Origin of the sequence: Bartonella sp. AA81SXKL, from assembly GCF_042196945.1 — a bacterium.
In the GTDB taxonomy this organism is placed as follows: domain Bacteria; phylum Pseudomonadota; class Alphaproteobacteria; order Rhizobiales; family Rhizobiaceae; genus Bartonella.
This window is the reverse complement of record NZ_JBHIRH010000008.1, coordinates 1-15,205: the sequence shown is the minus strand read 5'-3', so window position 1 is coordinate 15,205 and position 15,205 is coordinate 1. Positions and strand designations below refer to the sequence as shown.

General features: G+C 37.6%; 15 protein-coding genes and 2 pseudogenes. 9 read left to right on the top strand and 8 right to left on the bottom strand.

The window, feature by feature from the left end; genetic code table 11:
- Window positions 1-53: 53 nt before the first annotated feature.
- The 4 genes from glyS to ACFINZ_RS05445 all read right to left on the bottom strand — a co-directional run bounded on the left by glyS (window position 54) and on the right by ACFINZ_RS05445 (window position 6,175).
- A complete protein-coding gene (glyS, locus tag ACFINZ_RS05460; RefSeq protein WP_375701218.1) occupies window positions 54-2,276 on the bottom strand; it encodes a glycine--tRNA ligase subunit beta in 2,223 nt (740 codons plus the stop codon).
- Complete coding sequence (locus ACFINZ_RS05455) at window positions 2,276-3,217, bottom strand: glycine--tRNA ligase subunit alpha (protein WP_375606430.1); 942 nt, start codon at window positions 3,215-3,217, stop codon at window positions 2,276-2,278. Before ACFINZ_RS05455 ends, glyS begins: the two co-directional genes overlap by 1 nt.
- 91 nt (window positions 3,218-3,308) lie before the next feature.
- Entirely contained in the window at window positions 3,309-5,003 is a 1,695-nt protein-coding gene (locus tag ACFINZ_RS05450) for a tetratricopeptide repeat protein (protein WP_375701217.1), read from the bottom strand.
- Window positions 5,004-5,098: 95 nt separating this feature from the next.
- Complete coding sequence (locus ACFINZ_RS05445) at window positions 5,099-6,175, bottom strand: polyprenyl synthetase family protein (RefSeq protein ID WP_273787893.1); 1,077 nt, start codon at window positions 6,173-6,175, stop codon at window positions 5,099-5,101.
- Between the two features lie 180 nt (window positions 6,176-6,355).
- Between ACFINZ_RS05445 and ACFINZ_RS05440 the strand changes: the two genes are divergently transcribed.
- From ACFINZ_RS05440 to ACFINZ_RS05415, 6 genes and pseudogenes are all read left to right on the top strand, one after another.
- Window positions 6,356-7,144 (top strand): tRNA1(Val) (adenine(37)-N6)-methyltransferase, encoded by a 789-nt coding sequence (locus ACFINZ_RS05440; RefSeq protein WP_375633556.1) that lies wholly within the window; start codon window positions 6,356-6,358, stop codon window positions 7,142-7,144.
- 192 nt (window positions 7,145-7,336) lie between these two features.
- Window positions 7,337-8,185 (top strand): S49 family peptidase, encoded by an 849-nt coding sequence (locus ACFINZ_RS05435; protein WP_012754808.1) that lies wholly within the window; start codon window positions 7,337-7,339, stop codon window positions 8,183-8,185.
- A 238-nt stretch (window positions 8,186-8,423) separates the two neighbouring features.
- Entirely contained in the window at window positions 8,424-9,332 is a 909-nt protein-coding gene (locus ACFINZ_RS05430; RefSeq protein WP_375634696.1) for a 4-(cytidine 5'-diphospho)-2-C-methyl-D-erythritol kinase, read from the top strand.
- Window positions 9,333-9,498: 166 nt separating this feature from the next.
- On the top strand, window positions 9,499-10,167 hold the full coding sequence (locus ACFINZ_RS05425) for a ribonuclease HII (protein WP_375633558.1): 669 nt from the start codon (window positions 9,499-9,501) through the stop codon (window positions 10,165-10,167).
- Window positions 10,168-10,373: 206 nt separating this feature from the next.
- Window positions 10,374-10,654, top strand: a pseudogene (locus ACFINZ_RS05420) (type II toxin-antitoxin system RelE/ParE family toxin).
- A gap of 18 nt (window positions 10,655-10,672) precedes the next feature.
- Window positions 10,673-10,972 (top strand): HigA family addiction module antitoxin, encoded by a 300-nt coding sequence (locus tag ACFINZ_RS05415; protein WP_375618459.1) that lies wholly within the window; start codon window positions 10,673-10,675, stop codon window positions 10,970-10,972.
- 57 nt (window positions 10,973-11,029) lie between these two features.
- On the opposite strand, the pseudogene ACFINZ_RS05410 reads toward ACFINZ_RS05415, so the two are convergent.
- The 3 genes and pseudogenes from ACFINZ_RS05410 to ACFINZ_RS05400 form a co-directional block, all read right to left on the bottom strand.
- Window positions 11,030-11,928 (bottom strand): annotated as a pseudogene (locus ACFINZ_RS05410) (tyrosine-type recombinase/integrase); the annotation flags it as partial.
- Entirely contained in the window at window positions 11,880-12,251 is a 372-nt protein-coding gene (locus ACFINZ_RS05405; RefSeq protein ID WP_375633559.1) for a hypothetical protein, read from the bottom strand. The pseudogene ACFINZ_RS05410 and the gene ACFINZ_RS05405, both read right to left, overlap by 49 nt.
- Window positions 12,252-12,604: 353 nt before the next feature.
- The gene (locus ACFINZ_RS05400; protein ID WP_375634695.1) at window positions 12,605-12,799 is read right to left on the bottom strand and encodes a DUF488 family protein; all 195 of its coding nucleotides are present in this window, start codon (window positions 12,797-12,799) and stop codon (window positions 12,605-12,607) included.
- 73 nt (window positions 12,800-12,872) lie between these two features.
- Here ACFINZ_RS05400 and ACFINZ_RS05395 point away from each other — a divergent pair, with 73 nt between their 5' ends.
- Genes ACFINZ_RS05395 through ACFINZ_RS05385 form a run of 3 tightly spaced genes read left to right on the top strand, consistent with a single transcriptional unit; the run spans window position 12,873 to window position 14,660 of the window.
- Window positions 12,873-13,853 carry a hypothetical protein gene (locus tag ACFINZ_RS05395; RefSeq protein WP_375701216.1) on the top strand — a complete coding sequence of 327 codons (981 nt, stop codon included), beginning with the start codon at window positions 12,873-12,875 and terminating at the stop codon, window positions 13,851-13,853.
- Window positions 13,846-14,259 (top strand): hypothetical protein, encoded by a 414-nt coding sequence (locus ACFINZ_RS05390; protein ID WP_375701215.1) that lies wholly within the window; start codon window positions 13,846-13,848, stop codon window positions 14,257-14,259. Before ACFINZ_RS05395 ends, ACFINZ_RS05390 begins: the two co-directional genes overlap by 8 nt.
- A complete protein-coding gene (locus tag ACFINZ_RS05385; protein WP_375701214.1) occupies window positions 14,256-14,660 on the top strand; it encodes a hypothetical protein in 405 nt (134 codons plus the stop codon). The genes ACFINZ_RS05390 and ACFINZ_RS05385 overlap by 4 nt, the downstream gene beginning before the upstream one ends.
- A gap of 99 nt (window positions 14,661-14,759) precedes the next feature.
- Here ACFINZ_RS05385 and ACFINZ_RS05380 read toward each other — a convergent pair whose 3' ends face one another.
- A complete protein-coding gene (locus tag ACFINZ_RS05380) occupies window positions 14,760-14,960 on the bottom strand; it encodes a helix-turn-helix transcriptional regulator (protein WP_375684827.1) in 201 nt (66 codons plus the stop codon).
- Window positions 14,961-15,205 lie beyond the last annotated feature (245 nt).

Sequence of the window (15,205 nt, the reverse complement as noted above, 5' to 3'; positions counted from 1 at the left end):
AAAAAGAAAAAATTATCTTCATTGTTTTTATCAGTTAATAGGGTATTTTGATTTTAAATGACAAGTTTTGAGAAGTCTGCAACCGATTGTGTCACAATGTAAGTGCGTTTGAGAAGAGCAAGACGGTTAGCACGAATATCAGGTTTTTTATCATTCACCAATACTTTTTCAAAAAATATATCAATCAATTTTCCAAGTGGCGCTAGCACACTGAGGGCAAATGATAAATTTGTTGCATTGATGGGGGCAAGAACCTTTCTTTCTACTTCACAGATTGCATGATAGAGCTGCTTTTCTTCTTTCTCGACAAAGAGCTCAGGATTAATTTCATTCGCTATTGTTGTGCTTTTTTGAAATTCATTTTCAAGAATATTGGCAGTACGTTTTACAGAGGCTACAAAGTTCATTCCATCATGGGTATTGATAAAAGCGATAAGCGATTCGACACGACGTGCAACCAATAAAAAATCATCAGAATCTTTATTTAAAACGGCTTCAAGGGCATCGTAACGAGCACCTTCCTCTTTTAGATAGATTTTCAAACGGTCATGAAAAAAGAATAACAGGTCTGATAAAATATATTCATTTTTTTCTGGAAGCAGATTCATCAATTGTGAATTTTCTCTTTGAGAGATTTCATATTTATTTTTTTGTTGTAAGAAAAGATTCATTGCTAACTGAAACAGTGGCATAAGATTGATTTTCCAATCTCGCGAAAGTACAAGCCTAATAATTCCCAATGCTGCTCGTCTTAACGCATAGGGATCTTTTGAGCCCGTTGGTTTTTCATTAATGAGCCAAAAGCCAACGAGCATGTCAATTTTGTCGGAGAGCATAACGGTTATAGCAAGTGGTTCTTGTGGAAGACGATCTGTTGGTCCTTGAGGTTTATAATGGTCTTCGATTGCTACAGCTATGCGAGGATCTTCCCCTTGAAGAAGGGCGTATTTTTTCCCCATAACACCTTGTAGTTCAGGAAATTCTCCGACAATTTCTGTTTGCAAATCAGCTTTTGCAAGGATGGCTGCACGTTTTGCTAAAAGAGGATCTGTTTGTATCAAAGGGGCAATTTCTTGTGCGAGTGTAGCAATGCGTTCTACCCTTGCTCCTTGTGTACCTAATTTAGCATGAAAAGTTACATTCAAATGATCAAGTCGTGCCATTCTTTGATCGAGAGGCTTTTTTATATCAAGTTGAAATTTTTTTATAGAAGATTCCAATTGTTGAAGATCAGGCAAATCACGCTGATCGGTTTGCCAAAAATGAAGTGCATCAGAAAGACGGGCACGGACAACCTTACTATTTCCTTTCGAAATTTCTTTGCCTTCATCATTTGCAAGAATATTAGAAACGAGAATAAAATGATGAGAAAGTTTTACTTTTTCTCCTTGTTTGCGGGTGACAAAACATTTTTGATTGGCTCGAATGGTCAAGCGAATAATTTCTGGAGGAATATCAAGGAATGATTGGTCAAAATCACCCATCAAGATAACAGGCCATTCAACAAGACCAGCAACTTCTTCTAGGAGGGGATTGTCTTGAACCAGTTCTAAACCGTTTGCAAAGCAGAGATTTTGGGCATCAGCTAAAATAATATTCTTTCGTCTTTCGGCATCCAGAATGACTTTATGGGTTTCAAGTTGAGTAACATAGTCATCAAAGCGGCGCACTTGAAATGGCTTTCCATCACTTAAGAAACGATGACCATAAGTTAAATTATTGCTTTTAAGAGAACCAATTGTAAACGGAATAACATGTGTTTCACCAATTTCTGGTCCGAAGATGCAAAGAATGTTTTGTAAAGGTCTAATCCACTTCAGAGTACCACTTTGTGCTGAATCTTTTCCCCAACGCATAGATTTCGTCCACGGAAAGTTGCGGATAATATCCGGTAAAATATCGGCAATAATTTCTTCTGCAGCTCGACCTTTTTTAACAATTTTAGCAATATAAAAATGACCTTTTTTATCATCATGTCCAATATGCGCTTCAGAAATATCGTTTAATCCTGTTGCACGTAGAAAACCATCAATTACATGCTGTGGTGATTTTATACTGGGACCTTTGCGTTCTTCATGGATATCTTTGGAGCGTATGGAAAGTCCGCGTATGTCCAATGTGAGCCGACAAGGTGTCCAATATTCACGAGCAGCTTCATAGATCAATCCAGCATTCACAAGTTGATCTGTAACAGATTTTTTAAGATCAGCAGCAGCTTTTCGTTGCATACGTGCAGGGATTTCTTCACTGAAAAGTTCAAGAAGAAGATCAGACATTAGGCTTCTCCAGTATATATTTGTCCAGCTTCTGTGAGTAAGAAGGCTTCCCCACAACGGCGGGCGAGATTACGAACGCGAAGAATGTAATTTTGTCGTTCGGTTACAGAAATAACGCCACGTGCTTGCAAAAGATTAAAGATATGGCTTGCTTTAATACATTGATCATAGGCAGGAAAAACACAGCGATGGAATACATTTTCTTTATTTGGTTTTCCAGCATCAAGAAGTGCGCTGCATTCGCGTTCTGCATCGATAAAGTGCTGATGGAGCAGTTTTGTATCAGCAAATTCGAAGTTATAATATGAGTATTCCTGTTCTGCCTGTAAAAAAATATCTCTATAACTTATTTTGTTTTCTCCCTCCAAACCATTAAAGTTAAGGTCATAGACGTTATCAACCCCTTGGATATACATCGCTAGACGCTCAAGACCGTATGTGAGTTCCCCTGAAACAGGAGCGCATTCAATGCCGCACACTTGTTGAAAATAAGTAAATTGAGAGACTTCCATTCCATCGCACCAACATTCCCATCCAAGCCCCCAAGCACCAAGAGTGGGACTTTCCCAATCATCTTCAACAAAGCGAATATCATGCAGTTTTGTATCAAGCCCGATAGCTTGTAGCGACTTTATATAAAGTTCTTGTAGATTGAGCGGAGAGGGTTTGAGAAGCACTTGGAATTGATAATAGTGTTGTAAACGATTTGGATTCTTACCATATCGGCCATCTGTTGGACGTCGAGAGGGTTGGACATAAGCAACTTTCCAAGGGCGTGGTCCTAGAGAGCGTAATGTTGTTGCTGGATGAAAAGTCCCAGCTCCGACTTCCATATCGTAAGGTTGCAAAATTGCACATCCATAGTGTGCCCAATAATTTTGCAAAGTTAAGATTAGTCCCTGAAAAGAACGTTTGGGGTTAAGATGTTCAGGTAGTTTCACGCTTTATACTCTTTATATTGGACTAAACAAAAAACCAAAGTAATTTTAGTTTCTCTATTTATTATTCATGTGGTTTATGGTTAAGCATCGTTTATTGCAAACCAAATTTCAACTTTTCTTGAATTTGTTCAGAATTTTCTGGTTTTCCGTCAATTGCGTGGTTCCATTGAAAGATTGCTTCACGTTTACGCCCAACTTTCCAATAGGCATCCCCTAAATGATCATTCAGTGTTGGGTCCTCAGGTTGTAATCTGACAGCATTTTCTAATATTTGCACTGCTTTATTATATTCTTTTAGTTTATAATAAGCCCACCCTAAAGAATCGAGAATATGGCTGTTGTGAGCTTGTAAAGCAGAGGCTTTTTGTAGCATACGGAGCGATTCTTCAAGCTTCTCACCACGTTCCACAAGGGAATAGGCTAAATAATTAAGAACCTGCGGTTGATTTGGGAAAAATTCAAGTGATTTTCGCAAGTCAAGTTCTGCTTTTGACCATTGCTTTAAACGTTCAAAAGCAATACCACGCTGATAAAAGAGTTTCCAATCGTCCTGCTGAAAGTTTTTTATCTTTGTAATAGCGTAGTCTAGAGTTTTAATGGCCTCAAGAAATTTATTGTCCTGCATATAAAAAGCAACGAGCGTTATCAAAATATTACGATCATTGGGAAATTTTTTATTTAACAATGTGAGTAATTTTATTGCTTCTTTGTAATTGTTGTTATTGGCAAGAAGGAATGCAAGATGAAGTTGTCCATCTTTATAATAAGGAGATTTAGGGGATAAAGCGCGATAAAGTTTAATTGCTTGATGTGGATCGTTCAATTTAGCAGAAATGTGTGCGAGCTGAAACAGTGTTGCGTCATTTTGAGGGTATAAGGCGAAAGATAATTGCTTAAAAATACGTGCAATTCGCCCTGAGTTTTTGTGGTTGAGGGCTGTTCCAAAATTATATAATACCTCGGCGGCTCCTTGTTGAGGTGTTTTAATAACTCTCTCTAAGAAAGAATTTTTTTCAATTTTTTCTCGAAAGTTTTTAAGGACTTCTCGACCTGACAACATTTGTTCACCATGTTGGATTGTTTGAAGAGCTTGGTTACGCATATTATGGCGCAATTGGAATGAGGCATAGGCTATGATAATACGCTCATAAGTATTAGGAGCGATAAGAGTCCCCTGTTTGTTACTAAGTGCTTTAATGAAATATTTTTTTGCATCCTTTGGCTGTTCTGCAAGGTCGCTCATAAGTGCTAGATGATAAGATATAAAAAGGTCATACCAGACAGGACCTTTGAGTTTCTTAAGATCAGTGATTGCTTGAGATTTTTGTCCAGATCCAAATTTAATCCAAGCACCGATGAGTTCAGGTATTGGATTATTGGATTTCGGAGGTTCTTTTGATTGTAGAAGAAAATTGGCATTCTTATAGTCTTTTTTGATGAGACTTTCTACTGACAAAGTTAAGGAAACAAAGGGAGTTATAACATCTTGCTCTTTGAGTTTTTGGGCTTGTTGGACAGCTTCTTTAAAGTTTCCGACCGAGAGCATAGCTTCAAGGAGCTCTTTTTGTGTTTCAATGTTATCAGGTTGATAAATGAGTGCTTGTTTAAAGTAATTGATAGCAAGTTCTGTTTTATTTTCATGATTTGCAACCCTTCCAGCTAAATAAGCACCTGTAAATGAGCTTGTATGAATTGCGGTGCTTATTTTACTGTAGGTGGGGAATGGCATCAGCATGATACCCACGATAAAGAGGGTAAAAATTCGGGATACCGTTGCAGAGCACATGGAGCTAATCCTTTTCAAGATAATCAATCGATGGTGTTGTTTATAGATCATATCTCATTACTTTATTGAGAAATACTGCGATTCTTGCAAAGAATTCAGTTTACGCGCGCAATACAAAATTCAACAGTCTCAACGAGAGCATTGTAAGCAAGATTTTCGTTCATGGGAACAAGAGCATCAATTGCATGTTTTCCGTAGATGCGTGCTTGTTCTATTGTATCTGTGATACTATCATACTTTTCTATTAAGTGTTGCGCGTATGCGAAGGCTTCATTATTGTTATTGCCATCTTCAAGTGCTTGTTTCCAGAAATTTTTTTCTACTATATTTCCACGTTCATATGCGATAATAACAGGCATTGTTATTTTTCCTTCTCTAAAATCATCCCCTATATTTTTTCCTAAGCTTTGAGCACTACCGCTATAGTCAAGTGCATCATCAATCAATTGGAAAGCTAAACCTAAAGATGTTCCATATTCACGTAATGAAGAACGCTCTTTATGTCCATAGCCAGCAACAATCGGTCCTACTTCAGCGGCTGCTGAAAAAAGTGCGGCTGTTTTGGCATTGATGATTTTGAGATAGTCTGAAGGGCTGGTTTTGATATTTTTTGCAGCAGAAAGTTGCATGACTTCTCCTTCAGCAATAATTGCAGCAGCGTTCGCTAGGACAGAGAGCGCTTCTATGGAACCGACATCGACCATCATTTTAAAAGCCTGACCCAACAGGAAATCACCAACAAGTACGCTTGCTTGATTCCCCCAAATCATCCGTGCCGTGGATTTTCCACGTCGCAAATTACTTTCATCAATCACATCATCGTGTAGTAATGTTGCTGTATGCATAAATTCAACAGCTGTTGCGAGTTTTATATGTCCGTCACTTTGATAACCGAACATATGAGCAGAAGCGAGCGTAATCATTGGGCGTAATCGCTTTCCACCTGATGAAATAAGATGGTTAGAAATTTCAGGGATCATCTCAACCTCTGATTTTGCCATAGAGAGAATAAATTGATTTACACGCTCCATATCTTTTTGAGTAAGATTGACAAGAGATTGAAGAGAAATTTGATTATTTCTTATTTGTTCTGGTTTGATAGCTGCGCTCAATGTGTTTACTCCTAGAGTATTGCAATGGACATATATAAAATTTACTTTATTTACTAGCATAAAGGGGGTTTGGTTTTGACTCAAGCTTTTGATGGCGCTTTGAAGTGTAAGCTTGGAATGTTATTGGCAAGAAATGTTCTTTAGCGAGTGTAATCTTGTTGTTATGAAATAATAAAAAAATTTAAAATAGCAGCTGAATGGCAAAAATGCAGTTTATAAAGGTGAACATTAGGCTTTTAAATGGATAAAACAACGAATCAGAGTGGTGAAACAATTGACAGTTTTCACCGCGGAAAATTTTATTTGGTTCAACCCCATAAATATGGTCATCGTTCTGGAATGGATGCGATGTTATTGGCTAGTTTGGTTCCAAGTAATTTAAAGGGCAAGGTTGTTGATTTAGGCGCAGGTGCTGGAGCTGCAGGGTTGGCTGTTGCTTCGCGTTGTCTGAAAGTTCATGTTACCTTAGTTGAACGTTCAGCTTTTATGGTATCTTACGCTCAAAAAACGCTTATGCTAAAACAAAATAAACAATTTGCTAGCCGAATTTGTTTGCTAGAAGCAGATGTTACCTTCAAAGGGAATGCCCGTATAAAAGCAGGTTTGATAGATAATAGCTTTGATTTTGCGATTATGAATCCACCTTTTAATAATCCCACCGATCGTAAGACACCTGATAAACAAAAATCTGAAGCACATGTTATGTCTGAAGCAATGTTTGATAACTGGTTGCGGAGTGCAGCAGCTATTGTTAAGCCAGGTGGATACTTAGGGCTCATTGCACGTCCACAATCGCTGACAGATATCTTGCGTGCTTTAGAAGGGCGTTTTGGTGGTATTTGTATAATTCCTGTGCATGCCCGTGCGAAAACAGCAGCAATTCGTCTTTTATTTTACGCAAAACGAGGAAGCAGAGCAGCTTTATCTATTTTACCGGCATTGGTTATACATGAAGGTAATGACCATACTTTTTCACCTCGAGTTGATGCAATTAATAATGGATATATAAGCTTGTGGGAACTTTTCTAATAGTATCTTGTGTTTTTTAGTTTATTATTTAAAGTCTACACTTTGTCATTAGGGAGGTTTAGCTTTTGGGTGAAGTTATATTTCTGGTTGTAATGTGGGGATTGATTGGCGCTTTTGGATATTATAGCGTTGTTCCTTTTTGTTGTCCTTGCCTATTTAATTGTTCTTAATTTATAAGGAGATTTTGTTTTGATGGATTTTATTAAAAGTTTTATTCCACGCCGTTTTTCTTCCGATAAACTTGAAATTCCTGTGGTGCGCCTTCAAGGAGCAATTATGGATTCATCAGCATCTATATCTCGTACCCTTTCCCTCAGTAGGTGTGCAAATCTTTTAGAGAAGGCTTTCGCACACAAAAAGTCACCGGCTGTTGCACTTATTATTAATTCTCCTGGTGGTTCACCTGTACAATCGCGTTTTATCTTCAAGCGCATTCGTGACTTGGCAGAAGAAAAAAATAAAAAGGTTCTTGTGTTTATTGAAGATATTGCAGCATCTGGTGGTTATATGATTGCTTGTGCAGGGGATGAAATTTTTGCAGATCCTTCTTCAATTGTTGGTTCCATTGGAGTGGTTTCAGCTTCCTTTGGTTTTCCGGAACTTTTGAAGAAAATTGGTATCGAACGGCGTGTATACACAGCAGGAAAGAACAAAGTTACATTAGATCCATTTCAGCCAGAAAAAAAGGCGGATATTGAGCATTTGAAATCTCTCCAACTTGAAGTGCATCAAACTTTTATCGATTTGGTTAAAGAACGGCGTGCTGAAAAATTATCAGATGATTCGAATCTCTTTACAGGAATGTTTTGGAGTGGAAAACAAAGCGTTGAGCTTGGTCTGGTTGATGGATTGAATGATGTACGTTCTGTTATTAAGGAGCGCTTTGGTAATGATGCAAAACTTCGACTTATTATGCCTCCAAAAAGTTTTTTAGGACCTAAAACGCCTTCAGGAGTGACGGCACATACGGTTTATACAGTCGTTGATAGTGCATTGATGGCAGCAGAAGAGCGAGCGCTTTGGCAGCGTTATGGTTTGTGATGGAAAGGATCATTCAAGCCAGAGAGATTTTTATCTAAAAACAGATGCTAGAAGAAAAAAGGCTTGAAATGATATGAATGAGAACATGTCGTTTATTTTGTATGAGAACTCTTTATATTTATTGTTTTTTTAGAAAACGATTAAGAATATTCCAAGCTGTTTATAGGGCTCGTGCTAAAAGTATGGGTAAAAGGGGGGAATTTTTAAAAGAACCCTATGTAAGTGAATATTACGTCATATGATATCAAATGTACAAACTTCGTTCCAAAGACATTCCTATTTATTTACACCTATTAAATTGAATTTAGCTCTACATGTTGTGGGGCAACGTGCTGATGGGTATCATTTAATAGAAAGTTTGGTTTATTTTAGTCTTAGCGGTGATTGTCTACACTATGCACCTTGTGAAAATAATCAGTTTGTTTTGACGGGGCCGTTTGCAAAAGGGCTTGTTTCTCATTTAGACAATTTGGTTATTCGCGCACGGGACTTTATGCATAAGACTTTTCCGGAATGTGCTCAACCTGCTTTTTTTCGGCTTGTAAAAACATTACCTGTTGCTTCAGGCATTGGTGGTGGCTCAGGTGATGCAGCTGGGGTTATCAGCATGTTGCGTCGGCAGTGGAATCTTGATTGCTCTTACGAAGAATTAGCAAAAATGAGCTTAGTTCTTGGTGCTGATGTTCCCATGTGCCTTTGTGCATTAAAGTATCAGCAGCCGCTTTTGGTTAAAGGGATTGGTCAAGAGATGATACGACTAAAAGAAGCTTGTTCATTAGCAATGGTATTGGTTAATCATGGACAAGAGATTTCAACACAAGCTGTTTTTAAAGCGTTAGAGAAGCGTCATAATCCTTCTTTAAAAATTAATACAGACGCTTTAAAGAGTGTTGATTCATTAGTTGAAGTTTTACAAGAAACGCGTAATGATCTTTTTTCTCCTGCATTAAAAATAGCACCTCAGTTAGCTGAAGTGTTATCTATATTAGATGAATGTGGGGCTCTTTTTTCCCGTATGTCTGGAACGGGAGCAACTTGCTTTGGCATTTTTAAAAATAAACAAACGGCGCAACAAGCAGCTCTTTTTATCAAATCAATGCACCCAAATTGGTTTATAAAACCTATCATGACTTTAGGAACTATTTGATAAATAAATATAAAAGCTTTTATTTCATCATGATTTTATTATACATAATAAAAGAGGGTAACCAAAGAAATGTGTTTTTTTATTTTTTGTGCAAGAATTCGCGGAATGTTTGAAGAGCCATTTAAAACTGTAATGCTTGCAAAAAATGATCAGTTTACAGAAATAGATGTATGTTTGTTGTATTTGTGATTTATCAAAGATGTTTAATTTTCCGCTACAACCAAATTTTTCGTGCGAATTGTATTTGCAAAAACAGGGTTTTTTTCATATAGCAGGTGTTGATGAAGTAGGACGGGGGCCTCTCGCTGGACCTGTGGTAACAGCAGCAGTTATCTTGGATAAAGATCGTATTCCTAATGGGTTAAATGATTCAAAAAAACTTTCTTTTCTCCAACGAAATAGACTTTATCATGAAATTTTGCAAAGTGCATTAGCGGTTTCAGTTGCCAGTCTTTGTGCTCGTACAATTGATCAATCCAATATTAGAAAAGCAACTTTAGAAGCAATGCGTCGCTGTATTATAGGATTAGCCATTCCAGTCCACTATGTCCTTGTTGATGGGCGTGATATTCCTTCTGAGTTGTCCTGTCCTGCAATGGCGTTGATTAAGGGTGATCAGCGTTCGGTTTCCATTGCAGCCGCATCTATTATTGCAAAAGTAACGCGTGACCGGATGATGGAATGTGCAGGACAAGTTTATAAAGGGTATGGTTTAGAGAAGCATGTAGGTTATGCAACGCTAGCGCATCGTACAGCTCTTGATAAATATGGACCAGTTATAGGATTACATCGTTATAGTTTTGCACCACTAAAAGAGTGTAAAAAAGGCAATTAAAATCAATAATTTATTACAAGAGTAAGGGATTTTATAATCATTGATTCTGTTATGTTTTTTTGGGTGTCTATCCCTAACCTTTTTGAAGCTTTTTTATCACTTATTCCCATCCATTTTTTCCAGATATATAATCAGATATTTCTAACATGGGCTTGACTCTTATTGTTATTAACCGTATAGCAATGATATACGACAAGGGGCAGTATATGGCAATTGTGAGTTTTAAACATAAGGGCTTAAAATTATTTTATACAACAGGTTCCACAAAAGCTATTTGACCAGATCACGTAAAAAATTACGCGTTATCTTAACGGCTTTAACAAGTGCTACTACGCCTGAAATGTTGAGAGCGCCTGCCTTTAAAATACACCCTCTTAAAGGTGAACTTACAGGGTACTATTCTATATGGATGAATGGAAATTGGCGTGTTACTTTTCGCTTTATAGGAACAGATGTGGAGCTTGTTGATTATCAAGATTACCATTGATGAGAGGAATGAAAAAAAATGATGCATAACCCCGCACATCCGGGTGAAGTTCTGAAAGTAGCTTTCTTAGAAGAAATGGGGATAACAATACAAAAATTAGCTGATCATCTCCATATGACAAGAGCTTCTTTATCAAGAGTGATTAACGGACATGCTTCTATAAGTACCGAGCTTGCTATTAAATTAGAATTAGCTGGTTTTAGTAAAGCAAAATTTTGGTTGGATATGCAAACAAACTATAATTTATGGCAAACAAAGCAACAGGCACAACCACCTATTTCTCTTCTTGTTTCTGATACACCTCAAACGCCGCTTTGATTTCGTTAATAATTTTGATGGTGCTTTTGTTTGTTTTTTTAGCTGCTGCCCATTGCTCTAACTTTTTTGTAGCTTTTTGATTGCTTCTATTGCAAGTCGTTTTCTATCGGCTGTTCTGGTACAAAGGGATGCCATTTTATCTTCTGTCCAGCCAAAAAGCGCTTTCATTTGTGAAACCGTAGCACCAGCATTGGCAGCACGTTTTGCTGCTAATTTTCGCAATCGGTGCGCTGATTTTTTAATACCCGCCGCATTACATGCTTCATGAAAGAGGTTGCCAAAACTTTCTTTGACAAGCTTATTTCCACCTTTACCACAAATGAATGTTTCATCACCTATGGGACCAATTTTAAGGGTTTCCTCTAGTTCTGATAAAATAGGAAGAAAAACATCTGTTTTAAATTGGCTCTTTTCTGTTTTTAAATGAATAATATTATCTGTTGTGATATCTTTCCAGCCGATACGAACGGCATCACCACGACGCAAGCCTGTATAAAGAAGAACATCAATCCAGACGCGTTCATGTGTACCATGTGACCAACGGTGATAATATTTGTCTATGTCCTCTTCTAGCCATGGCAGTAATCCCCCACTGTTTAAAGATTTTGGTGCTTTTAATTAAAAGCAGGATTTCTATTCAAAAGATCATTATCAACCGCCCAATTAAAGAGACTGTTTAAAGAGGTCAAAAAATGTTTTACCGCCGCGGGGGTCTCTCGCCTTCTATCTACGGCTTCAAGAATGTGTTGTTTGTTTATGCTTTTATATGCACGATCACCGATATGTTTAGAAACATTATTCAGAATTCGATATTTAATTTTTTTAGTAGATTCTAATTGATTATGCCATTGCATGCTTTGTAAATACTGATGCAATAACCAATCGAAAGAGCCTTTTGTAAGTCTGTTTATTTTCTTGGAGATGCCATTTTGCGCTTGTTTAATAGCCAGCGTATATTTGCTCTGATGGAAATCAATGGACTGTCATAAATTTTAGTATTTCCATAAATTTTAGCTTTTCCACTAATAAATGTGCCACCGTAAACATGTGCATCCCCAAAAACCTTGGCATAACCATAGACTTTTGCATCATCACTTATCCAGCAATTGCCATCATGACTTAGATTGTCTTCTTTTTGTGTAAAAGCGCCAAGATCACCTGCCTTTACATCTCCAAAGTCTCTCAAAGCACGGATGCGGTAAAGTGTAATGTATCCACCAACCTCAATTGTTTCATCGGTCAGTTCATATTTCTTTTCCTTGATTTGCGCAGAATTCACCCGTAGCGTGAATCATGCATCACTTAAAAGTTGTTAGGAATGGGTAGGGGGCTGGGAGGCATATGGGCACTCCCATTTTAAAAAAATATGCAAATTTATTTTTTAGATGTGCTTAATTTCATATTTCCAATCAGGCAATGGAATGAGAGCTAATGCGAGTTGTCCTCTATGACACATGCATACATTGGCTTCAAAACAGGTGATTGCAACGCGCTTTTTGTTAAAAAAATTTGATATAATTTGTTTATTGCACAAGAATTATCCTTGAGAGTTGTATTTTGATAATCTTCAAAAAGGCGATCATAATCTTTTGTGTTTTCAAATTTCTTCGTTTTTCAGAGGCGATTCCAAGTTCAGGCATATGCCATATATTCAATATCAATGTTGTTTACAACTTTCTCTAATTGTCTTTTTGAAAATCCGTATTTTCTGCTTATTGGATTTTTACGAATATCATACAAAAGTTTAATATTATTTTTGATAAGTTGATTGAAATAGTCCTCAAAGGATTTTCTTTCATAGCCAATGGTAAAAAACAAAGCTCTCATCTTTAGCAGACTGTATGATGATATGTTTGATGTTACACACGTTTAATTTCCTTAGTAAATAGGTGGGGGCTCCATGAGTGCCTCTTTCCAAAAGGATAAATCCTCTAGCGATTATCATAGTGTTGTGGAGCAATCAGGCATCAAAGCGGGTGATGTCGGCTTTAATATCATTGTTAAAGACAAAACGACCCTAACCGGAGGCATTATTGCTAGCACAGCCTCAGCGGACAAAAACAGCCTGACCACAGGAAGCATTAGCACCAGTGATATCACCAACAGTGCGCATGCTAAAGCCAGCAGCCATGGGTTTAGCATTTCTGGGAATGACACGATAAAGAACATTGCCAAGAATGTTTTAAATCACGGCAAAGCCAAGGATGGAGCAGAAGGGGAAACCAAATCTGCGATCAGCGATGGGACTATCATCCTTACTGATACAACTGGACAGAGGGCGATGGGGCAAGATGCTGGACAAATCATTGATGCACTCAACCGCAACACCGCTACAGCCCACCAAGCAGTAGGACAGCTAGATGTCGCACCGCTTGAGGGAGCAGTGCATAATCGCGTAGATATGATCAATGATTTATCGGATGAAGGATTGGGATACTGGGACAAAATACGTGAATTCGCATATCTCAAAGAGCATCCTGAGGGTGAGGTTGAGCATGATGAAAATGGCAATGTCCTCTATGCAACAGATAAAAATGGAAACTATATAAAAGACAGCTATGGAAGAAAAATACCTCTGTATCACTATTTAACACCAGAAGAAGAAAAACATTTACAAAAAGGTTCTGATGGCAAGGTTCATATGTTTTACAATGGTATTTTTACCTCACCAGATGATGCTGCGCGTTATACTGTCCAGTTTGCTGACAATGATCATGGTCCCCTTTATTTTACATACTTCCCAGAAGCTGAAGACTGGGAAGTGGAAGTAGGGATAGCGATTTTTCAGAAGTTTCTGGAAGGTAGATTTTTTTGGATTGACCAATTCAACCAAGAAATTCCAGGATACAATGTATCTTTATGGCAATACAGGATTGCATGATGATGCCCATAGTCGTGGTACCATAACAGCAGGAAATGGATCACATGATTTAGTAAAGCATGGTGTTCACGGTATAGCAAAGGAAACAACGGTTAATTTTTTTGGTCCAGCTTATAATACTCAAGACATGGCAGATACGTTATATATCTTAAGGGATGGAAAGAAAACCACTGTCGGCTTGGAAAACCATGCAGATGATTTTGTTGGTGTTGTGTTTGGCAAAAATCCCGCTACTTTTGACAAGAGTCCCCTTGGTAGTAACGCAGTTAAAGAGGCAAAGAAAGTACTATTTGATTATCCAAGTCCTCATGTTTGTTATGCAAATGCGGATCGAGCATGTAGACATGATTATGGTTCATCTCACCGGATACAAATTGATTCAATTAATTCATGGAGCAAAAAATGAAACACATTTTAAGATTATTAAGCGGGATAATCCTGTTAAGTATAGCTGGGTGTAATTTTTTTAAGCCTGCTCCAGGGTATATGTATATGTGGGAGAAGCCAGGAGCAGATTTTACTGAGATAGGAAAAGCTTTATTAGAATGTGGAATGCCAACGCCTTATGATGAGGATTCAGAAAGCAGAGAGCAGAGTATTAATGCACAGGCAACAGTCCATGCTTGCATGATTCAATCAGGATTCCACTATAAAGATGAACATGAAGGGGGATGGTGTTATACTTTTAAAGAAGAAAATCTTCCGATTTGTCGTCCTGGTGCTGTCATGCCTCAGCGAAGTGTTGAGAGACGCTTAAATAGCCCTTATTGTAAAAAACATTCAGAACAACTTGAATGCGAACCTTAAGTCTTGCTTCAGCAGAGAAAGCTTTGAATTTACACCAAATAAAGCTCTAGGTTGATGAGTTTGAGAAAGCCTTGTCCGTCCTTACGTGACAAGGTTTTTTTATGCCGCGTCAGTTTGACGTTGCTGTTTTGCTTGCTCGATGACATTCAAAAGATCCGATTGTAACCAACGTGATAAAAAACCAAATTTTAAAGGTTTTGGGAGAGAGCCATTGGTAACATGACGCCGGAATGTTGAAACACTCATATGAAGCAATTTTGCACTTTCACGGTCTGTCAAAAGAATATCATTTTCTGTCATTCTAAAATCCTTTCTATCAAAAAATGGTAACAAATCACAACTATTTATTAACCACATTTTGGTTCATTTTTGAAGGTATTTTATTTATAGAAAACAATATTTTATCATATAATTTCTGATGTGATACGTGATGAATCTTATTGAGAAAGAATGAGAGACAAGAGAGAGAAAGTTATCCACAGATAATGGGGTTATTCACCCCATATTTTAGGTTTGACCCGTGACATAAGCCGCCCATTTATCCA